Raw genomic sequence first — 23161 nt, forward strand, 5'->3', positions numbered from 1 at the left:
CCCCCCAGGGATGGTGCTGTTGAGTGCTCAATGATCACTCGGGGGACGCCCAGGTGACATCGCCGTGATGAAACCGTGTTGCCGGTGGGAAATGGCACCGCGTTGGGGAACCGGCCCCGGGATCACGACGTGGTCCGTCACTCCGTCCGCAGCGCCGTCGCCGTACGGGCCCGGGCCGCCCATCCCGCCGGGAGCGCGGCGCCCAGGAGGGCGATGGCGACTCCGGCCGTTCCGAGCAGGACCAGTTCGGAGGTGTCGAAGACGTCCAGGACGGATGGCGGCAGCCCGGTCCCCACGGCCTCGCCCATCTCCGGCAGCACCAGGCCGTGCAGCGCGTATCCGACCGGTACACCGACAAGGCCGCCGAGCACGCCGATCCCGGCCACCGACGCGAGCACCAGACTCACGGTCTGCCGCGGCGACATCCCGAGCGCCTTGCACACACCGAGGTCATGGACGCGTTCGCGGGTGTCCAGGACCACGGAGTTGAGCACCCCAAGCCCGGCCACGGACACGAGCATCAGACTGAGCAGCGCCGCCATCGCATCGAGCAGGACGAGGAGGTTGTCCTGCTCGGAGGGCGAGTTGGCGAAGGCCTCGCCCCCGAGGGGCCGTACGACCGCGGCGAGCTTCTCGGCGTACGCGCTCGGCGAGACACCGTCCTTCACCTCCACGGCGAACACCCTGGCGACGGCGTGCGGGAAGTCCGTGAGACCGGCGTAGATCTCCAGGTTGTCGTCCGAGGTCTCGAAGGCCTCGCCCACGATCCTCAGGGTGGCGGTGTCCTCACCCGTGCGCACCCGCACGGTGTCCCCGATCTCGGTGCCGGTGACGTCGAGGAAGCGGGAGGGCACGACGACCTGGCCGGGGCCGTCGATCCAGTGGCCCGTGATCATCTCGTAGGCGCCCGAGGCGGCGCCCTCGTAGAGGCTGAGCTCGACGGTGCCGGAGACACCGGGCACGGTGGCCTCCTCCTGGGTCATCCCGTAGTACGAGGCCGTCCCCTGCTGCGCCTCGATGGCGGCCCTCAGCCTCGCGGGGTCGGCCGGCGCGGGCTGGGTGGTGTTCTCCGCAGGGACATGCTCGCCCTCGGCGATGCTGGGGCCGCCACCGAACACGCTGACGTCGGTACGGCTCTCGGGGTCCAGTGCCGAACTCACCGCGTTCAGCGAGGAGACCAGCCCGAGCGCGAAGGTCGCCGCGACCGTCCCGAAGGCCACCGCGAGGACCATCGCCAGGGTGCGCACCGGGTGGGCGAAGGGGCCGGCGAGGCCGTACGTCACCGCGCGGGGCAACGGCAGCCGTCCCGCGGCCCGGTGCGCCCACTGACCGCGCCCGGTGCGGGGCGCCCGGCCCACGGCGATGGCCTCGACGGTGCGCAGCCGCCCGGCCCGCAGCGCGGGCATCAGGGCCGCGACCCCGACGACGAGCAGCGTGCCCGCCACCACCAGGACGTCCACCCACCAGGCGACCGACAGCGAGGCACTGCCGTAGATCGTCTCGGTGTCCTCAAGGAGCGGCAGGGCCATGAGGTTGCCCAGGACGACACCGAGGGCGATGCCTGCGGTGGCCGGGACGAGAGCCTGGGCGACGTAGGCGCGGACGACTTCCCGCGGGGTGAAGCCGATGGCCTTCAGGATGCCGATCCTGCGCAGGCTGGTGCCGACCGCGCCGCTGATGACGCTGCCCACGATGATCACCGACATGACGATGCCCAGCACCCCGAACGCGACCAGGAACGGGATGGTGGGCGCCGCGTTCTGGTCGGCGGCGCGCTTGGTGTCCAGGTAGGACCGCGTGCCGAGGAGGCCTCCGGAGGGGACGGCGGCGGCCAGTCTGTCGCGGCCGGCGGCGATGTCGCCCTTGGTGTCCGCGTCCTGGAGGCGGTACAGCATCTGGCTGGTGACCGGAGTGTCCTCGGAGAGAGCCGTGACCTGGGCGGGTGTCGCCCAGGCGTCGGCGGTCCTGCCGACGGAGAGCGCGAAACCGACGACGGTCAGCGCCGGGCTGCCCGCGGCGTCGGAGGTCTTCAGCGTGGACCCCAGGTCGAAGGCGGGACCCTCGTAACCGGCCGAGAGCACGATCTCGCCGGGTCTCGTCGGCCAGCGCCCGGACGTCAGCTCCAGCCGGTCGACGTCGGTGTCCGGGTCGGACCGGCCGACCAAGGTCATCGCCGGGGTCTGCCGGCCCTGGTCGTCGACCGCGTGGATCGTGGCGGCGGGGTACGGCCCGGCGGTGGCGGTGACGCCGTCCAGCCCACTGGTGGCCTTCAGTTGGGCGGCGTTCGCCCTCGCCGGGTCGAAGTCGGCGGTGAGATGGGCGCCGTTCTGCCGGGCGAAGGCATGGTCGAAGGGAGCGTCGGCGGCGACCATGAGGGATCCGGCGACCACGGCCGAGGCGACGGCCATCATCGTGGCCAGGGCGATGACCAGGGTCTGCACCCGCCGCCGGCTCACCCCCGACCGTACGACCTGGGTGAGGGCGCTCATCGGACGGCCTCCGCGCGGGTGTCGAGGGCGAGGTGTCCGTCGACCAGGTGGATGGTGCGGGTCGCGCACGCCGCGGCGAGGGCGGGGTCGTGGGTGACGAGCACGATGGTCTGACCGCCGCGGTGCAGGTCGACGAGGAGGTCCCGAACGTCCTGGCCCGAGGCGCTGTCGAGGGCCCCGGTCGGCTCGTCGGCCAGCAGCAGCGCGGGACGGTTGACCAACGCCCGTGCCACCGCGACCCGTTGACGCTCGCCGCCGGAGAGCCGGCCCGGGTAGGCGCGGGCGTGCTTCTGGATGCCCAGCACCTCCATCAGCTCCTCGGCGCGGGAGGCGGCCGTGCGCCGGGCGGTGCCGGTCAGTTGGGCGGGGAGCTGGATGTTGTCGGCGACGGTGAGGTCGTCGAGCAGGTTGAAGAACTGGAAGACCATGCCGATCCGTTCCCGGCGGAACCGGGCCAGCGCGTGCTCGCTCAACCGGTCGACGCGCTCGCCGGCCACGGTCACGGTGCCGGTGGTGGGCTTGTCGAGGCCCGCGACGAGGTTCAGCAGGGTGGACTTGCCGCTGCCGGAGGGGCCGGTGACGGCGAGGGCCTCGCCCTGGGCGACGCCGAGGTCGATCGGTCCGAGCGCGGGGGCGCCCGTGTGGTCGTAGCGCTTGGCCACGCCTGTCAGCGCGATCACATCAGTCATGGGGAGGGGTCCTCGCGGTCGAAGGGTCTTCGGCTCAGCGAAAGCTAGGGGCGGGGGTGTGTCCGCCGCGTCGCCCGGGGCACCGACATGCGGCCCTTCCCGAGGAGGAGCCGATCGCGGGGTCGTCCTCGCGGCGTACGCCTTCAGGACGGTCGCTCGACCGCGCAGACGGACGCGCCCGCCGTGAGCGGGGCAGCACAATGTGCCGATGGAGACCGTGAACCGTCGGCTGCGTCAGGTGCGGGCGGCGCTGCGGCCGGAGCCCCGGCGAGCCCCGCTGTCGCGGCGTGCGGTCTGGAGCGATGTCGCCCTGGCGGCGGTGCTGACCGTGGTGGCGCTGGTCGTGGCGGCGCGCTATCCCGGGGACGGTCCGGCGAGCCTCGGGAAGGTGACGTACGGCGTGCCGGAGCCACCTCGCCCGCCCGTGCCGCCGGGTCCGGACTTCGGGAGCGGGGAACCGCAGTCCCCGTCCTGGCCGCTGGTCGTGCTGTCGGCGCTGCCCCTGGCCGCGCGGCGCACGTACCCACTCGCCGCGTTCGCGCTGCTGATGTGCGCGGTGCTGGCCATTGGTGACGACGCCTCCTGGATCAATGTGCTGACCTGTGTGCTCGCCGCGTACAGCGCCGTCATGCACAGCCGCCACCGGACGGTGGCGACCGCCGCGATGGTCGTCGCGGCGGTGCTGGCAGGCTTCGCGTTCCGGGAGACCGAACCCATCCTGCCGGGCTGGTCGAGCCCCGCCGTGGTGCTGTTGATCGCCGGAGTCACGGCGGGTCTCGTCCGCTACTGGCGACGCCGGCTGACCGCCGACCGTGAGCAGCTCGCCCGGCTCCGGCAGGACCAGGAGGCGGCCATGCGCCGGGCCGTGGAGGAGGAACGGGCGCGTATCGCCGCCGAGTTGCACGATGTCGTGACCCACAATGTGAGCGTGATGGTCATTCAGGCGGGGGCGGCACGCAAGGTGATGGACGTGGCGCCGGAGCGCTCCAGACAGGCGCTGCTGGCGGTGGAGGCGGGCGGCCGGGCCGCGATGGCCGAACTGCGCCATGTGATGGGCCTGTTGGCCGCCCCGGACGCCGAGCAGCCGGACGCCCTGGAGCCCCAGCCCGGTCTCGGGCAGCTGGACGCCCTGATCGAGCGGGTCCGCGCCGCGGGGACACCGGTCGGGGTCGCGGTGTCGCTCCCGCCGGACCCGTTGCCGCCGGGCATCGACCTGACGGCCTACCGCGTGGTGCAGGAGGGGCTGACCAACACCATCAAACACGCGCCCGGCGCGAACGCCTCGGTCGTGATCGGATACGCCGAGGAGGTCCTCCAGATCGAGATCACCGACACCGGCGCCGTCCGCGACGCCGCCCGGGCGGACGGCAACGGCCGCGGTCTGATCGGACTGCGGGAGCGACTGGCGCTCTACGGCGGCGAGTTGACGGCCGGCCCGACCCTCGCGGGCGGCTACCGCGTCAAGGCGCACCTCCCGTGGCGGGTGGCATGAACGGGTCGGGCGGCATGAACGGGTCGGGCGGCATGAGCGGGCCAGGTGGCATGAGCGGGTCGGGCGGCATGAGCGGGCCAGGTGGGATGAACGGGCCGGACGGCATGAACGGGTCGGGCGGCATGAACGGGCCAGGTGGCATGAACGGGCCCGGCGACAGAAGCGGACCAAGTGGCATGAGCGGATCGGGGCTGCGCGCCGTCATCGCCGACGACCAGGCGCTCGTACGCACCGGGTTCGGGATGATCCTCGCCGCGGACGGCATCGAGGTCACGGCCGAGGCCGCCGACGGGGCGGAGGCGGTCGCCGCGGTCCGCCGCACCCGGCCCGACGTGGTCCTGATGGACATCCGGATGCCGACCATGGACGGCATCGAGGCCACCCGCCGCATCCTCGCCGACGACGCCGCGGCGGGCACCCGGGTCATCATCCTGACCACCTACGACCTCGACCACTACGTGTACGCCGCGCTCAGCGCGGGCGCCAGCGGCTTCCTGCTCAAGGACGTCACCCCCGAGCACCTGGTCGCCGCGGTACGCCTGGTGCAGTCCGGGGACGCCCTGCTCGCGCCGGCCATCACCCGCCGGCTGATCGAACGCTTCGCGCAGCGCGAGGAGGCCCGCCCGGCGGCGGGCCTCCGGCGCGACCTGTCCGAGCTCACCCCGCGCGAGACGGAGGTGCTGCGCCTGCTCGCGACGGGCCTGAGCAACGCCGAGCTCGCCGACCGCCTCTTCCTCAGCCCCACCACGGTCAAGACCCACATCGGACGCATCCTGTCCAAGCTGGATCTGCGCGACCGGGTCCAGGCGGTCGTCCTGGCCTATGAGACCGGGCTGATCACTCCGGGCGCGGCCGACTGAAAATCCGGGAGACGTCCTGCCGGGATCGCCGTTACCGTTGATCCATGGAGGTCAGCAAGCACACCCACACCGCAGCCGCGCGAGCGACCAGCTCCCCGGCTGCCGACGCCTGACCTCACCTCACCCCTCCCGGCGGCCGGAAACGGACCGTCGGTTCCGTGCGCGCTACTTCCCCGCTGCCCCCGCGGTCCCTCTCCGGTCCCCCGACCCGAAGGAACACCGCCATGAACACGGACCAGATCCTGCGCACCTTCACGGACTTCTACGTCGAGCGCGGACACCACCTCATCACCGGCGGCACCCTTCTGCCGCCGCCCTCGGACCCGGTGCTGTTCACCACGTCCGGCATGCACCCCCTCACCCCGTACCTGGAGGGCCGCCCGCACCCCCGAGGCCGCCGCCTGGTCAACGTCCAGCGCTGTCTGCGCACCACCGACCTCGACGAGGTCGGGGACTCCACCCATCTGACGGTCTTCGAGATGCTCGGCTCCTGGTCGCTCGGCGACTACGGCCATCCGCAGAGCCTGCGCTGGGGGTACGAACTGCTGCGCGACGGCTTCGGCATCCCGCACGGGCAGCTGTACGTCACGGTCTTCGGCGGGGACGAGCAGGTCGGCCCCGACTCCGAATCCCTGGAGACCTGGCGGGAGTTGGGCGTGCCGGTCGAGCGGACCCGCGAGGACAACTGGTGGTCCAACGGCCCCGTCGGCCCGTGCGGCCCCGACTCGGAGATCTTCCTGTGGGCCGGCGACACCCCACCGCGGGGCACCCCCACCACCGACCCGCGCTGGGTCGAGGTCTGGAACCACGTCAGCATGCGCTACCGCCGCCACGAGGACGGCAGCCTCACCCCGCTCCCACAGCCCTCCATCGACACGGGCATGGGTCTGGAACGCCTGGTCACCGTCCTCCAGGGCCACAACTCGGTCTACGACACCGACCTGTTCGAGCCCTGGACGCGCCTGCTCCGACCGCTGTGGGACCTCGACGAGCCGTCGCTGCGCCTGCTCTCGGACCACCTGCGCTCCGGGATCGTCGTGATCGGCGAGGGCGTACGGCCCTCCCCCACCGGCCGCGGCTACGTCCTGCGCCGGCTCGTCCGCCGCACCCTCACCACCCTCTGGCAGCACGACCCCACCCGCACACTGTCCGATCTGCCACCGGACCTCGTCGAACACACCCTGGACCGCTTCCGCATGCCCGGCGGTACCGACCACGTGCGCGAGGTGCTCCTGGCCGAGGAGAGCCGCTTCACCGGACTCCTCGACCGAGGCCGCCGCCTCCTCTCCCGCCCCCGCTACCAGGGGAAGTTGACCGACCAGGACTACGACTACCTCCACGACACCCACGGCCTGCCACGCGACCTGGTCATGACCCTCCAGGGACAGGACGGGTAGACCCGGAGGGGGCGGGCCGGACGCCCCGGCCCGCCCGCACGTCGAGACCGACGGCCTCCGCCGCGAGGACGTTCTTCAGGGAGCTGGCGTCCGTCCCGCTGGACAGGCGTACCCGACGGCCATCGCACGTAGCGACGGACGCGGTCGTGGGCATCCTCTTTTCTCGTCGGTCAGTGGCCGTCCCGGCGTACGTGGGCCTCGGCCAGGAGGAGGTAGCTGCTTGCCGTCCAGGTGTAGGCGCGGTCTCGCAGGCCCGTGCCGGTGAGGGCGTCGAAGTTCTCGGCGAAGCCGTGCGTCTCGCACAGGGCGCGGAAGCGGGCGCTGATGTCGTCGGCCAGCCGCTGGTGTCCGGCGCGGCGCAGACCGTCCTCGACGAGGACCGTGGCGGGCGCCCAGATCGGGCCGCGCCAGTAGCCGTCGGCCAGGTAGTGCGGTGAGGTGGTCAGTTCGGTGGCCAGGCCGTACGGCGTCAGGTGGGCCTTGATGTGGTCGGCCAGCGTGCTGCCGATCTCGGCGGGCAGGTGCTCGCCCAGCACGATGGGCATCAGGTCGAGCAGGCTCGCGCTGCTCCAGGTGTCCCCGGTGGCGGCGCCCCGGGCGACGAACCGGTCGCCCGCCCACAGCTCCTCGAACAGTGCCGACCGCGTCTCCTCGGCCACGCCCGCCCATCTGCGGGACTCCCCCTCCTTGCCCAGTTCCGCCGCCAGGGAGGCGAGTTCGTGCAGTTCCAGGATGAGGAAGGCGGCGAGGTCGGCGGTGACCACCACGCGCTCGGGGTCGAAGGTGGTGGCGTTGTCCCAGCCGCTGTCGTTGCCGTGCTGGTAGTAGGGCAGTCGGTCACCGGGGGCCCGCCGCGCGGTCAGCCAGAAGTCGGCCCAGCGCGCCAACCGGTCGTAGACCTCGGTGAGTTCGGCCGTGCCGAGCGGTGCGGGAAGGCGGCGGCGCAGGTGGCCGAAGGCCCAGCCGTGGATCGGCGGCTTGACGAAGTTGTGCAGAACCTCGGAGTGGGTGACCGAGTCGGGCAGCGCGCCGCTGTCGTCCTGGTGGTCGAAGGGCAGGTGATACTGGTCCAGCGCCAGGTCGAGGCAACCGGGCGCCAGGGCGAGGGCGTTGAAGCAGTGGTCCCAGCTCCAGACCTTGTCCATCCAGTGCTTGGACATCAGCACGGCGGGCCGGGAGACCAGTCCCGCCGGTCGTACGGTCGCCGACCACACCACGTAGGCCGCGAGTTCGGCGGCCGGGGTGGCGGCCGAGCGCCAGGGGGCCACGGCCTGGACGAAGTCCGCGAACGCGCCCCGCGCGGCCGCCACGACCTCGTCGAAGGCCGCCGAGGACGCGAACGGCGGGCGCGCGGTGTCGAGTTCCTCGATCGCCACCTCCCAGCCGCCACCCTCCTCGGCCGTCGCATCCGTGCCCTCCCCCGCGCTCACGGTCAGGCCTCGGTCCGCACCGCCCAGCGTCTGGTCCCCGGCCGTCGCCGTCACCGTCCCGGACAGGACGGTGACGCGGTAGCGGCGGCCGGTCTCGTACGACGTGAACACGTGCCCGCCCGAGGCCGGGTCGCGGAAGAAGTACGTGCCGCTGAACGGGGTCAGGGTCCGCGCGGCGGCGGACACCGCGAGGCCCAGCCCGCCGCTCCCCCGCAGCCGGACGGTATCCGGGGTCTCGTAGGCGAGGTCGACCTGGCCGCTCGTGCCGGTCCAGCGCAGCAGGCCCGGGGTGGCCTCGACGCGGGTCTCGGCGCGGACACCCGTCGCCGGGTCCGCGGGGACCAGGCGCAGCACGGCGTGCATGCCGTTCTGGTGCGAGACGAGGTGCAGGTCCTCGGCGTACGTCTTCTCCGCCACCACGGGCGAGATGTCGAACCAGGAGCCGGACACGCTGAACGGGATGTCGTGGACGGAGAAGGCCGGGCCGGGAGAGGCGGCGGTCATGACGTGCAACTCGTTTCTCGAGCACGGGGACTCGAACAGAGGGAAGGAAGACGGGTCGGTGGCGGGGGGAACTCAGTCCTTGACGGCACCGGCGGTCACGCCCGCGGCGACATAGCGCTGGGCGAGGACGAGGATGACCGCGGCCGGCAGGGACGCCACGACGGCGGTGGCCATGATGGCGTTCCACTCCTGGTTGTTGTTGCCGATGTAGTGGTAGATCCCGAGCGTGATCGGCTCGTGGGCGCCGCCGTTGACGAGGGTGCTGGCGAGGACGAAGTCGGACCAGGACCACAGGAACGCGAACAGGGAGACGGTGACCACGGCGTTGCGGCTCATCGGCAGGACGACGGACCAGAAGGTGCGCAGGGGCCCCGCGCCGTCGGTCCTGGCCGCCTGGAGGAGTTCGCCGGGGATGCCCGACATGAACGCGGTGAAGATGAGGACCGCGAAGGGCACGGCCAGGGTGGAGTCGGCGACGATCAGCCCGGGGACGGACTGGAGCATGTCCAGCTGGAGGTAGATGGCGTAGAAGCCCATCGCCATGATGATGCCGGGAATCATCTGGGCCGCCAGCAGGACGAAGCTCAGTGCGCCGCCGCCGCGTGGGCGCAGCTTGGCCAGCGCGTATCCGGCGGGTGCGGCGAGGGCCACGGTCAGCGCGACGGTGCCCAGGCCGATGACGAGGCTGGTGCCGAGGTAGGGCAACTGGTCGGCCAGGACGGTGCGGTAGCCCTCCAGGGTGCCGTGGATCGGCAGCAGGTCAGGCGGGCTCTTGCGCATGTCCTGCTCGCGGGTGAGGGACACGTTCAGCATCCAGTAGACCGGGAAGAGCATGATCGCGGTCAGGACGACGCCGATCGTGGTCTTTCCCCAGGTGCGCGGGGCGCGACGGTTCATGACAGCGCCTGCTTTCTCTGTACCCGGACGTAGACCAGGCCGAAGACCAGGGCGGCGACCACGAGCAGGTTGCCGACGGCCGCGCCGGGGCCGAAGGCGGGCACCAGGTTGCCGAAGCCCAGTTGGTAGGACCAGGTGGCGAAGGTGGTGGACGAGTCCGCGGGACCGCCCTTGGTCATGATCCAGATGATGTCGAAGACCTTGAGCGTGTAGACCAGGCCCAGCAGCAGGGTGATCGCGGACACCGGGCGCAGCAGGGGGAAGGTGATCCGCCAGAACCGCTGCCAGGCGTTCGCGCCGTCCAGGGCCGCCGCCTCGTACAGCGAGGCCGGGATGGACTGCAGACCGCTGTGGAGCACGACCAGGTTGAACGGGACGCCGATCCAGATGTTCGCGATGATCACCGAGGTCAGTGACCAGGTCGGCGAGGTCAGCCAGTTGACCGGGTCGACGCCGAGGCCGCCCAACAGGGCGTTGATGACGCCCGATTCGCTGTTGAGCATCCACGACCAGGTGGACGCCGACACGATCAGCGGCAGCAGCCAGGGCACCAGGAACAGGGCGCGCAGGGTGGTCGAGAGCCGGAAGTGCTGGTGGAAGAAGACCGCCAGCGCCAGGCCGAGGGCGTACTGGAAGGCCAGGCACACGACCGTGAACACCGCGGTGTGGAGCAGGGCGGGGGCGAAGGTCGGGTCGTCGAGGATCGTGCGGTAGTTGGCGAGGCCGGAGAAGGGCGCGTCGCCCTGCACGAAGGAGCGGACCGTGTAGTGGCGCAGGCTCAGGTCGATGTTGCGGTAGAGCGGATAGGCGTAGAAGAGCAGGAGGTAGAGGGTCACCGGGGTGAGGAAGGCCCAGGCGGCCCATTGCGGGGAGCGGGGGCGGGCCCCGGGCGGGGCGGCGGGTGCTTTTGCGCCGGGGCCGGGCACCGGCTGGTGGCGGGGTCGCACGTGTGTGGTGTGGCTCATCGACGGGCCCTGTCGTGTGGTCACTTGACCGCGGACTGGGCGGCGGTGAGCGCGTCCTTGGGAGACTGTGAACCGCTGAGGGCGGACTGGACGGCCTTCCACATCTGCTCGGAGATCTTCGGGTACGTGGTGCCGAGGTCGTCGCTGGTGCGGCCCTTGGCCGCCTTGACCGCCTCGACCCACGGCTTCAACTCGGCGTTCGCCGCGACCTGCTTGTCCTGGACCTCGGTGGTGGGGGCGACGTAGGACAGCGTGGTGTCGGTGTCGTAGAGGTTGGTGGTGTTGGTCAGGCAGGCGACCAGCTTGCGCGAGGTGGCGTACCGCTCGGTGTCGCCCTGGACGGGGACGGTGACGAACTCGCCGCCGGTGGGGGCCGCGGCGTTGCCTCCCTCGGCGCCGGGAATCGGGAGCACGCCGTACTCGAAGCCGGCCTTCTTCGCGTTGGCGAGCTGCCAGGTGCCGTTCTCGGCGAAGGCGTAGTCGCCGCCGGCGAACTCCTGCCAGCTGGTCGTCTGGGTGTTGTTGATGACCGAGTTGGGCGCGTACCCCTTCTTCACCCAGTCGGTCCACAGCCGCAGCGCGGCGACGCCCTCGGTGGAGTCGAGGTCGGTCAACCGGGCGCCGGAGCCCCAGAACCAGGGGAGGAACTGGAAGCTGCCCTCCTCGGTGCCGATCGCGGAGAAGGTGATGCCTTTCTTGCCGGCTTTGTCGACCTTCTCCAGGGCCGCGGTCAGGGAGGCCCAGTCTTTGATGGAGGCGGTGTCGACGCCGGCCTTCTTCAGGACCTCCTTGTTGTAGTAGAGGGCGAGGGTGTTGGCGCCGATCGGGGTGCCGTAGGTCTTGCCGTCGGTCTGGCCGGCCGCCAGCAGGTTGGCGTCGACCGTGGAGGTGTCGAGCTTGTTGTCGTCGGTCGTGGTGAGCACCCCGGCCTCGGCGAGGGTCGACACCACAGGGTTGTCGATGATGAGGACGTCCGCGGAGTTGTCCTGCTGGGCCGCGAGCAGGGCCTTGTTGGACAGGTCGCTGGTGTCGAAGGCGGTCCGCTTGACCTTCACCCCGGCCTCGCTGCCGCAGGAGTCCAGCAGCTTCGCCCACGCTGAGCTCTTGTCGAACTGGGGGTAGGGGTCCCAGAGGGTGTACGTCCCGCTGTCGGCCGCGTTGGACCCGCCGCCGCCCGAGCCGGAGCCACAGGCGGTGGCGGTACCGGCGAGAGCCAGGACGGTGAGGGCGGCGGTGGCCAGACGGCGTCGTCCGGAGAAGCTGTTCATCGCGGGTTTCCTTCGGTTTTCGGCATGCGGGTGCCGAGGCGTCGGCTTGCGAGGAGGTGAGAGTCCGGCCCCCGGGGAGGGGAGCCGGATCCGGGCACGGCGAACGGCGCCGCGGGGCGGCTCGCCGTGACGGGGCGTGCGGAACGGGGTCGTACGTACGGTCAGGCGGTCGTGCCGGTCCGGGCGGGCACGGGCGGTCGGTGCGGTCAGGCGGTCATGTCCGCCGGGCCGGGCGGGTGCGCGGGTACGGTCAGGCGCCGCCCGATCCCGCCGGGCCGGTGCTGGCCCGCAGGGAGATGGGCGGCGTGAGCAGATGGTGCCGGGGCGGGGCGTCGGGCTGGTCCAGTCGCTCCACCAGCAACTCCACGGCCAGTCGGCCCAGTTCGGCCGCCGGTACGTCCGCCGCGGTGAGCTGCGGGGTCACCGTCTCCGCCCAGCGGCCCGCCACGACCCCGGTGACGGAGAAGTCGCGCGGCACATGGCGCCCGGCCTGGGCGAGCCCCCGGTACAGGCCGCCCAGGGCCGCCTCGTTCAGGGTGACCAGGGCGGTGGTGGCCGGGTCGTCGTGCAGGATCCGTTCCACGCAGTTCTGGCCCGAGGCCGCGTCGTCCCCGCAGCAGTAGCCGCGCACCGTCAGGCCGCGTTCGGCCGCGGCCTTGGTGAAGCCCTCCAGACCGCGGTGCGCGGACTCGTACCCGGCCCGCAGCAGCTGTTCGGGCCGGTTGACGAAGGCGACCCGGCGGTGGCCGAGGTCCGCCAGGTGGTGGACGCAGGCCGCCGCCAGGGCGGTGTGGTCCAGGCCGACCCACCAGCTGCCCTCGGGCTGGGCGGTGCGGCCGATGGTGACGGCGGGGAAGTCCAGCGCGGCCAGGTGATCGACCCGGTCGTCCGCCAGCCTGATCTCCATCAGGATCGCGCCGTCGACCCGCCGCTCCCCCAGCAGCCGCTGGAAGGAACGGTCGCTGTCGACGCCGCTCGGGGAGAGCAGGACGTCGTAGTCGTAGGCCGCCGCGGCCTCGACCACGCTGCCGATGAAGTCCAGCTGCATCCCGGTGTAGTGGTTGCCGGCGGGCGGGAACACCAGGCCGATGGTGCTGGTCCGTCCGTTGGCCAGGGCGCGTGCGCTGGCGCTGGGGCGGTAGCCGAGCTCGTCGACGACCTGCTGGATCTTCCGGCGCGTGTCCTCCGACACCGGGCGCTTGCCGCTGAGGGCGTAGGACACGGTGCTGCGTGAGACACCGGCCCGCCGGGCGATCTCACCGATGTTCACGGCGACTCCTTGCTGGGCTAGGGGCGAGGACCGGCCGTCGAACCGGTTCGCGTGAAGTGACGGTAGGAAGGGCCGGAGCGACTGTCAACACCTCGTACGTCATCGGGATTTCCTTGTGCCGGGGGGATTGTCCGGCCGATGCCCCGGTGCTAGCTTGCCGAACCGGTTCGACAGGGAGACCCTCAGAGTCGTCACAGGGAGTCCCGCGGAGTTGTCCTGGCCTCGCCCCGGCGCCCTCGAACCGGTTCGCACTGCCGTTACTCCAGGATTGAGGACGCGATCCATGTCATCCCCCGACAGATCCGCCCGGCGCCACGCCCCGGCCGCCGTCGCACTGGCCCTCGGCGCGGGACTGCTCGCCGTGCCCGCCGCCCCCGCCCAGGCGGCCGAGGCGCCCCAACCCACCGCCCGCTACACCTTCGACCAGGACGACCTGGCCTCCGGCCGGATCACCGACAGCTCCGGCAACGGCCTGACGGCGACCCTGGTGAACGGCTCCACCGCCCGCTCCGTCGACGGCACCGGCGGAGGCCGGGCGCTGTCCCTGCCCGGCGGGGCGCCCTCCTCCGACGGCGCCTATGTCCGCCTGCCCCGCGCGGTGGTCGGTGACGCGACCGACCTGACGGTCTCCGCCCGCGTGCGGTGGAGCGGCGAGAAGTCGGCCTGGCAGCGGATCTTCGATCTGGGCACCAACACCGACAGATACCTCTTCAGCACCCCGTACAACGGCGGCGGGGTGTTCCAGACCTCCGTGACCACCGGCGGTGGCGGCGCGGAGGCGCAGGTCCGCGGGTACACGATGCTGCCCGCCGACCAGTGGCGGACGGTGACCGTCACCCTCGACACCGCCGCCGGCCGGCTCACCACCTACCTCGACGGCGCCGCGGTCTCCTCCACCGCCACCTCCATGAAGGCGAGGGAACTGCTGGACGCCTCGGCCACCGCCGCCGGTTACATCGGCAAGTCCTTCTGGCCGGACCCGCTGCTCAAGGGCGCGATCGACGACTTCACCGTGTGGCACGCGGCCCTGAGCGCCGAGCAGGTGGCCGGTACGGTCGAGACCGTGCCCACCGCCCAGGACCTCTCGCAGACCTCCTTCGACCTCCGTACGACGGTCGGGACCGCCCCGGCCCTTCCCACCGGTGTGCGTTCCTCGTTCTCCGACGGCTACGACCGTGACACGCCGATCGCCTGGGACTCCGTGCCCGCCGAGAAGTACGCCCGGCCGGGCACCTTCACCGTGGCGGGCATCGCGGCCGGACGAGCCGTGAAGGCGACCGTCACCGTGGTCCGGGAGGGGGCGCTCACCGTCGACCTCGGCTCGGACACCGGCGCCTTCCACGGCGGCGCCTCGGGCACCCTGTACGGCGTGTACGGGCCGGACGTCCCCACCAACAACCTGATCGAGGGCATGGGCCTGCGCACGGTCTCCACGAAGGCGCAGGACGGTCCGCAGCACCCGGGTGCCGACGCGCTGGAGGTGGTGAAGCCGCTGGCCGACTCCACCGACGGTGATGTGTACATCTACATGACCGACATCCACCGCGGCTTCCCGTACCAGTGGCCGGGCGACACACCCGCCGAGAAGCTGAAGCTGTACGAGGAGAAGATCGCGACGCAGGTCGCGCAGGTGCTGAAGCTGCCGAAGCAGTACCAGGACAACATCGTCTTCGTGCCGTTCAACGAGCCCGAGGGCAACATGTTCGGCACCGGTGAGTGGAGCTACGACAAGGTCAGCTGGCTCAGCGACCCCGACGCCTACTTCGCCGCCTGGGACTCCGCGTACCGGCTCATCAAGGGCAGGATGCCCGAGGCCCGGATAGCCGGCCCCAACACCAGCGTCCTGTACGACCAGGTGAAGGGCTTCCTCACCCACGCCCTGGCCGCGGACACCCTCCCGGACGTCATCACCTGGCACGAGCTGAGCCACCCCGAGGCGGTGCGCGAGAGCGTCGCCAAGTACCGGGGCTGGGAGAAGGAGTTGTTCGCGGGCACCGCCCACGAGGGCACCCGACTGCCCGTCAACATCAACGAGTACGCCTTCAACTACCACACCTCGGTACCCGGCCAGATGATCCAGTGGGTCTCCGCCATCGAGGAGTCCAAGGTCGACGCCGACATCGCGTACTGGAACATCGACGGCAACCTCTCCGACTCGGCCGTGCAGTCCAACCGGGGCAACGGCCAGTGGTGGCTGCTCAACTCGTACGCCTCGATGAGCGGACACACGGTCGAGGTGGCCCCGCCGTTCCCGGGCCAGAACTACACCATGCAGGGCGTGGCCACGCTCGACGAGAAGAAGAAGCAGGCGCGACTGCTCTTCGGCGGCTCCACCGGCAAGGGCCACATCACCTTCGCCAAGGTGCCGAAGAAGCTCTTCGGCACACGCGTGCACGCCTGGGTCCGCGAGATCGACTGGAGCGGTCAGGTGGGCGACAACTCCGGCCCGAAGCTGCTCACCGAGACGAACCTGAGGGTCGCGGACGACGGCACGGTGACCGTCGACTTCGGTGACGGCACGCTGCCGACGCTGAAGGAGTCGTCGGCGTACGAGATCGTCCTCAGCCCGGCCGGGAAGGCGGCCGGCACGCAGTCGGCGCCGGTGCGCTGGCAGGGTTCCTACGAGGCGGAGGACGCCGCGCACACCGGCTCCGGCTACTCCAGGAACGGCCCGGAGGGCTCGCCGAGCAACGTGTCGAAGTTCTACACCTCGGGCGGCTACGACGTGGGCGGCCTGCGGACCGGCTCCGACGTCACGCTGGACTTCTCCGTGGACGTGCCCGAGGACGGCACCTACGACCTCAGCGTGTTCGCCAACTCCCTCAACACCTATGACAGGGTGAAGGAGCAGGGCCCCACCAACGTCTTCCTCCGGGTGGACGGCAAGCCCGACAGCGAGCAGGAGTTGCATCTTCCGCTGGGCTACAAGTGGGTGGTGTGGGACCACACCGACACGACGGTGGAGCTCGCCAAGGGCAAGCACACCCTGACGCTCGCCGCGAAGAGCCTCGACGGCAGGCGCGCCACCCTGGGCGACGCCATCGTCGACCGCCTCACGCTGTCCCTGCCCGACGCCTCGGCGGGCACCCAGGTCCACGAGGGCGAGCTGGCCTGGCTGGGCGGCGGGGCGCGGCCGGTCTACGACCTGCCGAAGCGGGCGACCACCGGATCGGGCGCCGCCCGTCTGGCCAAGGGGCAGACCGCCACGTTCTGGGTCTACTCCCCCGCCGACCGCGAGGCCACCGTCCGGGTCGACACCCTCGACGGCAGCGGCGCGATGCTCGCCGTCAACGGGCACGACGTCGGACGCCTGGCCAAGGGCCGCAGCGGCGTCGCGGTCTCCCTCTCCGGCGGTGTCAACAAGGTGACGCTGACCGGCGGTTCGGCCACCACCCTGGTCGACCGTCTCACCGTCACCCCGACCGAGGGCACGCTGCCGGTGCGCACCTACGAGGCCCGGGACGCCACGCTCGCCGGTTCGGCCGCGCTCACCTCCCTGTCCCTGGCGACGGACGGGAGGGCGATCGACGGCATCGGCGGCGAACCCGGCAACGGCAACACCGCGACCTTCACGGTCACCGCCGACCGGGCCGGCCTGTACGCGCTGCGCATCCGCTACTCCAACCCCGAGCAGTCCGAGGCCACGCACTACAACCCGGACCCGCTCGCCCGGCACGCCGACATCACCGTCAACGGCGGCGAGAAGCGGCGCGTGGGTTTCCCGCACAGCTTCCACCGCAACAACTTCTGGGAGCTGACCGTCCCCGTCCACCTGAAGAAGGGGCGGAACAAGGTCGCCTTCTCCGCCGAGGAACTGCCGAACTTCGACGGCACCACCTACGCCTCGGACACCTTCCCCGGCGTCCTGCTCCGCTCCCGCTACGCGCCGCTGATCGACCGGCTCACCGTCGCCCCGTACGCCCGGGAGGTGCGCTGACCTGAGCGCGGGTCCCGTCCGCAGCGCCTGCCGCTTCGGACGGGACCCGCCCTGTCAGGACGCCCGTACCTCGGCCGGGGTGTAGAAGTGGGCGCGCACCCGGTGCAGCCACGCCTCCACCGCCGGCTCGTCGGGCCGCTCGGGCAACGCGGTGCGGGTCTCGTCGAACGCCTTCTCGTAGAAGGCGAGCAGGGGCCGTGCCACCGAGGCGTCGTCGGCCACGCGCTCGCCGAACTCCCGGTACTCGTCAGGGTTCTCGACCCGGATGGTGAGGTTCCCGGTGGCGTACAGCTCCAGGCCCTGATGGCACAGCCGCTTCAGGTGCCGGGCGTGCTTCGCGGTGCGTTTGCGGGTGTCCGCGGAGAAGGAGCCGTCCCCGCGGTTCTCCAGTCGGCGGAACTGCTGGGTGGCATAGCCGAGATAGGCGTCGCGGATCTTCTTGGCGCTCAGGAACGAGGTGCGCAGGGCGATGAGTTCGTCACCGAGCGGGGTGCGCACCTCGTACAACTCGGCGGGGAGCCAGACGAGTTCCATGGCGGTCGGATTGCCGCCCAGGGCGAGGCGGCACCACTTGGCGGCCTCGTGCAGGGTGCGGTCCGGGGCCGTGGTCACATGGGACTCCTTCGGCCCGTGCAGACCGTGCAGGCTGTTCGTCGGCGCGGCGAACATGCCGAGACGGTCCACGTCGGAACCGGCGTGGGCGAGCCCGTAGGCCGTGGAGCCGACGATGCCGGACAGCAGGACGTTCGGGACGGTCACGTCGGCCACCTCTCGGGTCGGGGTCGTGGCCCTCCATTGTGCTGACCTGCGCGAATGCCGTCACCGGGTTTTTCGGGGGCCCGGAGCGACCGAGGGGGACGCCCGCGTACGCGGTGTCGGCGCCCTTTCGCTAGTGTGTGCGCCCTGAAACCGAGGGGAGACACGACAGTGCTGGTCAGGGCGGGGAACGCGGGGCGCCGGATGGCTCAGGTGGCCTTGCTGGTGGGGGTGTTGGCGGGCTGTTCCGAGGCCGCCGACGACACGGACACGAAGGCGTCCGGGAGCGCGTCGGCGAGCGCCGACAAGAGGGTCGAGAGGGGTGGCAGCCTCGGGGCTGCCGGTTCGGCGTGCGAGCTGCCGGTGAGCTTCGATCTGGCCAAGGACTGGGAGCCGGAGTCCATCGACTCCGCGGCCGCCCAGGACAAGGACTCCTCGGCGGACACCGGTGACCTGGAGGACGAGATCTCGCAGGAGGTGCTCGACTCCCTGCTCCGGCAGGGTCCGGTCACCGCCGCCTGCGAGGTCGACGCCAAGCCCGCCGGGTACGTCGGCTTCCTGCGGATCTGGACCGGTGAGCCGGGGGACGACGACGCGCGTACCGTGCTGGAGGAGTTCGTGGCGGCCGAGGACGGGGCGAGCAAGGCGACGTACGGCTCGTTCGAGTCGGGCGGCCTCTCGGGGGCCGAGGTGGAGTACGTCGTCACGAGCAAGGCGCTGGGGGAGACGAAGAAGGAGCGCGCCTTCGCCGTCACCACCCCGGGCGGCCCGGTCGTCGTGCACCTCGGCGGTATGGACACCGAGGAGCACGAGAAGATGGTCCCGGCCTACGAACTGGCGCGGAACACCCTGCGGACGGTCTGAGCCGTACCGGCGCGACGGTCGTTCCGCCGCGCCGGTGGCCTGGCGTCACGCCGTGGTCAGGACGCCGTGCAGGAGCCGAGGGCGGGTGCCGCCGCACATTCGATCGGCGTTCCCGAGCGTTTCGAAATTTAATACCCGGACAAGGTGCAACCTTTTCGCCAACCCGGCTGTCTCACCCGATAACAGACACATGAATCCCGGGGGACATCATGCGACACAAGAGAACGACCTGGGCCACCGTCGCCCTCATGGGTGTGACGCTGGGCGTGGCCGCGGTACCCGCGCAGGCCGCCACCACCTGCCCCACCGGCTGGGGCAGCGTCGACAAGAGCCGCGCCGTCGGCACGGCGGAACCCCTGACGCAGGCGCGGACCGGAAAGCACGCCTGCTACGACCGGCTGGTCGTGGAGGTCCCCGGCGCAGACAAGGACAGCCTCGGCTATTCCGTCCGGTACGTCGACCGGATCCGGCAGGACGGATCGGGCCATGTCATACCGGTCGGCGGCGGTGCCGTCCTGGAGGTCCGGGTGACGGCACCCGCCTACGACCCCGAGACGGGGGCCGCGACCTATCCCGGCCGGGTGGGCCGCACCCTGCCGGGGGTCGACCTCACCGGCTACCGCACGTTCCGGGACACCCGCTTCGCCGGCAGCTTCGAAGGAGACACACAGTTCGGCCTCGGCGTCCGCGCCCGGCTGCCGTTCAGGGTCCTGCGCCTGGACGACCGGGTCGTGGTGGACGTGGCCCATTCCTGGGGCGCCAAGCCCTGACACCCCTACAGGCCGGTCCCGCGGCACCGCGGCGGGACCGACCGTCCTCGACGGCGGCGGCAGCTACGCCGTATAGGCCGCGATGGTCGCCTCCGTCGTGGCCGCCACCGTCTCCGGGTCGGCTCCCGAGACGGCGTACGCGGCGCCCCACGCCTCACCGGAGCGCCGGAAGAACTCCTTGGCCTCGTCCGTGCGCTGCCAGGCCTCGGACTCCTCCCGGCCCATCCCGCGCCCCGCGAGGTGCAGACCGAGGCCGAGCGCGATGCTGTCCCAGCCGATGCCGACCGCGCCCGGTCCGAACTGCTTCCAGAAGTCCTCCGGCACGACGGCCACGTGCTCCAGCTCGAACACGGTCCGCTCCGTGCCGTCCGCCGTCAGCCGCACCTCGACCTCGCTGAACCCCGGGTCCGGCCCGTACAGCCAGCTCACCCGCAGCCGCTGCGGTGCCGCGCACTCCAGGATCTCGCCCCCGGCGTGCCCTTCGAGCCGGTAGCGCCCGCCGAGCCGGAACTCCCCGGTGACCGGCAGGAACCAGGCCCCGATCCGCTCGGGCACGGTCAGCGCGTCCCAGACCTCGGCGATCCCGGCGTCGTAGGCCCGCCGCAGCATCACCCCCTGGGCCTCCCCCGCCTCGACCTCGCGGGCGCCGACCTCTCGACGGCCGCGGTCGATCTCGTCCACGATCTCGCTCATCGCGTTCACTTCCTCTGTCGGCGTGCTCAGGGCAACGCTCGCACAGCGGCGGCGGGCTCGCCCGGTACCGACCGCCCCCAGTGTCCCGACTCGGGGACCCGTCAGACCGAGGGCGGGCCGCCCGTCCCGAACCAGGCGCGGGCGAGCGCGGGCAGGGTGCCCTCGGCGGGAGCTTGCAACTCCCGCAGATACCAGGGCAGGTTGCTGTAGACGTGCAGCAACGTGTACGCGAGAGCGTGGTCCGGGTCGAGGGGGCCGCCGTAGGCCCTCGTGAGGCGGGCGAGCAGGTGCGGGTCACCGCCGGTGACGAAGACGCCGACGCCCACGAAGTCGTAGGCGGCGTCCCCGATCATGGCGGGCTCGAAGTCGAACAGGCCGGTCAGGCGCCAGCCGTCGGGGTCGACCAGGAAGTGCTGGCGCATCACCTCGGTGTGCAGCAGCGAGCGCCGAGGGGCACGCGGCAGGGGGACGGCCGCGAGGTAGTCGGGGATCTGCTCCAGCCAGGCGTCCGCGAGGCCGTGCCCGCGCTGGCGTGCCACGGCGTTCGCCCGCTGCCGGTCCAGGAAGGCGCCCCAGTCACCGGGCCCGAGGACGTCCTGGAGCGGGGCCGGGTCCAGGGAGTGCAGGGCGGCGAGGGTCTCGCCTATCTCGGTGACGAGCCGTTCCCGGTCGGACCGCGGGACGCGGTCCCAGGCCCGGGCGAGGTTCTCGCCGCGCAGCCGGGACATCAGCACGTACTGCCAGCCGTTCTCGTACGGTCCGAAGGCCTCCACCGCCGGTGTGGGGACCGGGAGTCGCCCGTGCACATGGGACAGGACGCGACCTTCTGCGACGCCGTCCTCGGCGGCGGTGGTGGGGAAGAGCTTCAGGACCCGGTGCGCGCCGACCGCGTAGACCGGCTGCGTTCCGTCCGGGAAGCGGACCAGCGGCGCGTCGGCGAGCCCGAGGCGGGCGCAGAGGTCGGCCGCGCCGGCCCGCATCAGGCGCTCGTCCCCGACGACCGAGTCCCACTGGGCGTCCGTCTCCACCACAGGCAGCATGATCGCGACCGTAGGCGCGACGGTACGCGAGGGGCAACCGGGTTTCGCACAGGCGGACGCCCGGCCGAGCACAGGCGGACGCCCGGCCGAAAAGCTCCGGCCGGGCGTCCGCGCGGGGCCTGCGGTCAGCCGCCGTTCAGCCGGGCGCGCAGCAGTTTCTTGCCGATCTCGGCGCCCTTGCGGCTGTCGGCCTGCGCCTTGCGGAACAGGTCCGCGACCTCGGTGTCCTTGTTCCGCTCCGCGTCCTGGATGTAGGACTCCAGACGCAGCGCGTTGTTCAGGCACGCCTCCACATACCAGATCAGGTTGTAGTCCTTGTCCGGCGTACCGGTCACGCCGCCGGTCTCCGTGCTGCTGGTCATTGCGGGCCTCCTCCAGCGGTTGTCGTTCCGGGCCGCCCGAGTACCCGCCCCACGCGGGTCAATCAACCGACTCCGAACGGGTGCGCGGCCCGTGGGCGTCATCCGGCCAGTTCGTCGAGGGCGGCGGCGAAGACCTCGGTGTGGGTGTCGACGTCCGCCTCCGTGGTGTCCGGGCACATCAGCGCCATGTTGTGGAACGGGGTCAGCAGGATGCCCCGGTTGGCGAGGTAGACGTGCAGGAAGTCCTCCAGCTCGGGGTCCGCGGCCGCCGCGGACTCCGTGCCGGTGCGGGGCGCCGGGGAGGTGAAGCGGTACTCGGTGCGGGCGCCGAGCCGGCTCACCGACCAGGGCAGCGCGTGGGCGTCGAGGCCCGCCCGGACGCCCGCCTCGAACCGTTCGGACAGCTCCGCCATCCGGGCGAACGCCTCGTCGGTGAGGACGTGCTCCAGCGTGGCGCGCATCGCGGCGACCGAGAGCGCGTTGCCGGCCAGGGTGCCGCCGACGCCGCCCATGTCGACGAGGTCGAGGTCCGCGCGGCCGAGCAGCCGGTCGGCGAGTTCGGCGGTCAGCCCGTAGGCCCCGGCCGGGATGCCGCCGCCGATGGCCTTCCCTACGGTGAGCAGGTCGGGCTCGAGGTCCCAGGCCGCCGTGCAGCCGCCGGGCCCGGCGGACAGGGTGTGGGTCTCGTCGTTGACGAGCAACGTGCCGTGCCGTCGGGTCAGCTCCCGCACGCCGGCCAGGTAGCCGGGCTCGGGCAGCACGATCCCGATGTTGGTGAGCGCCGGTTCCATGAGGACGGCGGCCACGTCGCCGTGGGCGAGTTCACGCTCCAGCTGTTCCAGGTCGTTGAACTCCGCGACGCGGCTGGTGAGGGTGACGTCGCAGGGCGCGCCGACGTTGCCGGGGCGGCTGACGCCGTGGCCGTCCGGTCCGACGACGATGAGCGACTCGTCGACGCTGCCGTGGTAGCTGTAGCTGTTCACCAGGATCTTCGGGCGGCCGGTGACGGCACGGGCGAGCCGGATCGCCCAGCGGTTGGCGTCGGTCGCGGTCAGGGAAAAGCTCCAACGGGCCAGTCCGAAGCGGCGGGTCAGTTCCGCGCCGACCCACTCGGCGTCCTCGGTCGGCAGCATCGCGGTGGCCCCGCCCTGTTCGGCGAACCGCCGCTGGACCGCCTCGGCCACCGGGGCGGGCGAGTGTCCGGCCATCGCCCCGGTGTCACCGAGGCAGAAGTCGATGTACGTGTGCCCGTCGAGGTCGGTGACCCGGGCGCCGCGGGCGGTGTCGAGGTAGCGCGGGAAGGGGCCGGCGGTCTTGTTCATCCACGTCATCGGCACCCGTCCGAAGAGGTGCCCGGCGCGCTGGTAGGCGTCCTTCGAGCGCGGGCAACGCCGTTCGGCCTCCGCGCTCTCGCGCGTCAGGAGGTGCTTCACACGGGTGCGGTCCATGGCTGCTCCGGGAGTGCTGCGGGATGCGGA

Annotated in this window: 18 protein-coding genes; 6 read left to right on the top strand and 12 right to left on the bottom strand. The window is 71.8% G+C overall.

The window, feature by feature from the left end:
* Nucleotides 1-137: 137 nt before the first annotated feature.
* Together ACH41F_RS06910 and ACH41F_RS06915 are read right to left on the bottom strand one after the other, a co-directional pair.
* On the bottom strand, nucleotides 138-2489 hold the full coding sequence (locus ACH41F_RS06910) for an ABC transporter permease (protein WP_398833552.1): 2352 nt from the start codon (nucleotides 2487-2489) through the stop codon (nucleotides 138-140).
* Nucleotides 2486-3178: an ABC transporter ATP-binding protein gene (locus ACH41F_RS06915; RefSeq protein ID WP_398833554.1), complete on the bottom strand. Its 693-nt coding sequence runs from the start codon at nucleotides 3176-3178 to the stop codon at nucleotides 2486-2488. The genes ACH41F_RS06910 and ACH41F_RS06915 overlap by 4 nt, the downstream gene beginning before the upstream one ends.
* Nucleotides 3179-3386: 208 nt before the next feature.
* Between ACH41F_RS06915 and ACH41F_RS06920 the strand changes: the two genes are divergently transcribed.
* The 3 genes from ACH41F_RS06920 (at nucleotide 3387) to ACH41F_RS06930 (ending at nucleotide 6927) form a co-directional block, all read left to right on the top strand.
* Entirely contained in the window at nucleotides 3387-4670 is a 1284-nt protein-coding gene (locus ACH41F_RS06920) for a sensor histidine kinase (protein ID WP_398833555.1), read from the top strand.
* Between the two features lie 176 nt (nucleotides 4671-4846).
* A complete protein-coding gene (locus ACH41F_RS06925; protein ID WP_391231960.1) occupies nucleotides 4847-5530 on the top strand; it encodes a response regulator in 684 nt (227 codons plus the stop codon).
* Between the two features lie 224 nt (nucleotides 5531-5754).
* Nucleotides 5755-6927: an alanine--tRNA ligase-related protein gene (locus ACH41F_RS06930; protein ID WP_398833558.1), complete on the top strand. Its 1173-nt coding sequence runs from the start codon at nucleotides 5755-5757 to the stop codon at nucleotides 6925-6927.
* A gap of 170 nt (nucleotides 6928-7097) precedes the next feature.
* Here the strand turns inward: ACH41F_RS06930 and ACH41F_RS06935 are convergent, their stop codons facing one another.
* The 5 genes from ACH41F_RS06935 to ACH41F_RS06955 form a co-directional block, all read right to left on the bottom strand.
* Entirely contained in the window at nucleotides 7098-8861 is a 1764-nt protein-coding gene (locus tag ACH41F_RS06935) for an amylo-alpha-1,6-glucosidase (protein ID WP_398833560.1), read from the bottom strand.
* 72 nt (nucleotides 8862-8933) lie between these two features.
* Nucleotides 8934-9758 (bottom strand): carbohydrate ABC transporter permease, encoded by an 825-nt coding sequence (locus tag ACH41F_RS06940; RefSeq protein ID WP_398833562.1) that lies wholly within the window; start codon nucleotides 9756-9758, stop codon nucleotides 8934-8936.
* Nucleotides 9755-10723 (bottom strand): carbohydrate ABC transporter permease, encoded by a 969-nt coding sequence (locus ACH41F_RS06945; protein ID WP_398833564.1) that lies wholly within the window; start codon nucleotides 10721-10723, stop codon nucleotides 9755-9757. Before ACH41F_RS06945 ends, ACH41F_RS06940 begins: the two co-directional genes overlap by 4 nt.
* Before the next feature lie 20 nt (nucleotides 10724-10743).
* Nucleotides 10744-11991, bottom strand: a complete 1248-nt coding sequence (locus ACH41F_RS06950) for an extracellular solute-binding protein (protein WP_398833566.1) — start codon at nucleotides 11989-11991, stop codon at nucleotides 10744-10746.
* 250 nt (nucleotides 11992-12241) lie between these two features.
* Nucleotides 12242-13261, bottom strand: coding sequence for a LacI family DNA-binding transcriptional regulator (locus ACH41F_RS06955; protein WP_398833568.1), 1020 nt, complete (start codon nucleotides 13259-13261; stop codon nucleotides 12242-12244).
* A gap of 283 nt (nucleotides 13262-13544) precedes the next feature.
* Here ACH41F_RS06955 and ACH41F_RS06960 point away from each other — a divergent pair, with 283 nt between their 5' ends.
* The gene (locus ACH41F_RS06960) at nucleotides 13545-17198 is read left to right on the top strand and encodes a LamG-like jellyroll fold domain-containing protein (protein WP_398833570.1); all 3654 of its coding nucleotides are present in this window, start codon (nucleotides 13545-13547) and stop codon (nucleotides 17196-17198) included.
* 54 nt (nucleotides 17199-17252) lie between these two features.
* On the opposite strand, the gene ACH41F_RS06965 is transcribed toward ACH41F_RS06960, so the two are convergent.
* Nucleotides 17253-17957: a DNA polymerase beta superfamily protein gene (locus ACH41F_RS06965; protein ID WP_398833572.1), complete on the bottom strand. Its 705-nt coding sequence runs from the start codon at nucleotides 17955-17957 to the stop codon at nucleotides 17253-17255.
* Between the two features lie 201 nt (nucleotides 17958-18158).
* Here ACH41F_RS06965 and ACH41F_RS06970 point away from each other — a divergent pair, with 201 nt between their 5' ends.
* Together ACH41F_RS06970 and ACH41F_RS06975 are read left to right on the top strand one after the other, a co-directional pair.
* Complete coding sequence (locus tag ACH41F_RS06970) at nucleotides 18159-18818, top strand: lipoprotein (protein ID WP_398833573.1); 660 nt, start codon at nucleotides 18159-18161, stop codon at nucleotides 18816-18818.
* A 209-nt stretch (nucleotides 18819-19027) separates the two neighbouring features.
* Nucleotides 19028-19588 (top strand): hypothetical protein, encoded by a 561-nt coding sequence (locus ACH41F_RS06975; RefSeq protein ID WP_398833575.1) that lies wholly within the window; start codon nucleotides 19028-19030, stop codon nucleotides 19586-19588.
* A gap of 63 nt (nucleotides 19589-19651) precedes the next feature.
* Here ACH41F_RS06975 and ACH41F_RS06980 read toward each other — a convergent pair whose 3' ends face one another.
* The 4 genes from ACH41F_RS06980 to ACH41F_RS06995 all read right to left on the bottom strand — a co-directional run bounded on the left by ACH41F_RS06980 (nucleotide 19652) and on the right by ACH41F_RS06995 (nucleotide 23131).
* On the bottom strand, nucleotides 19652-20281 hold the full coding sequence (locus ACH41F_RS06980) for an SRPBCC domain-containing protein (RefSeq protein ID WP_398833577.1): 630 nt from the start codon (nucleotides 20279-20281) through the stop codon (nucleotides 19652-19654).
* A 101-nt stretch (nucleotides 20282-20382) separates the two neighbouring features.
* Nucleotides 20383-21321, bottom strand: coding sequence for a phosphotransferase (locus tag ACH41F_RS06985; protein WP_398833579.1), 939 nt, complete (start codon nucleotides 21319-21321; stop codon nucleotides 20383-20385).
* Nucleotides 21322-21446: 125 nt separating this feature from the next.
* A complete protein-coding gene (locus ACH41F_RS06990; RefSeq protein ID WP_391231943.1) occupies nucleotides 21447-21683 on the bottom strand; it encodes a hypothetical protein in 237 nt (78 codons plus the stop codon).
* A gap of 98 nt (nucleotides 21684-21781) precedes the next feature.
* The gene (locus ACH41F_RS06995) at nucleotides 21782-23131 is read right to left on the bottom strand and encodes a transaminase (RefSeq protein ID WP_398833581.1); all 1350 of its coding nucleotides are present in this window, start codon (nucleotides 23129-23131) and stop codon (nucleotides 21782-21784) included.
* Nucleotides 23132-23161 lie beyond the last annotated feature (30 nt).

Source organism: Streptomyces sp. NPDC020489 (assembly GCF_044386545.1).
Classification (GTDB): Bacteria; Actinomycetota; Actinomycetes; order Streptomycetales; family Streptomycetaceae; genus Streptomyces.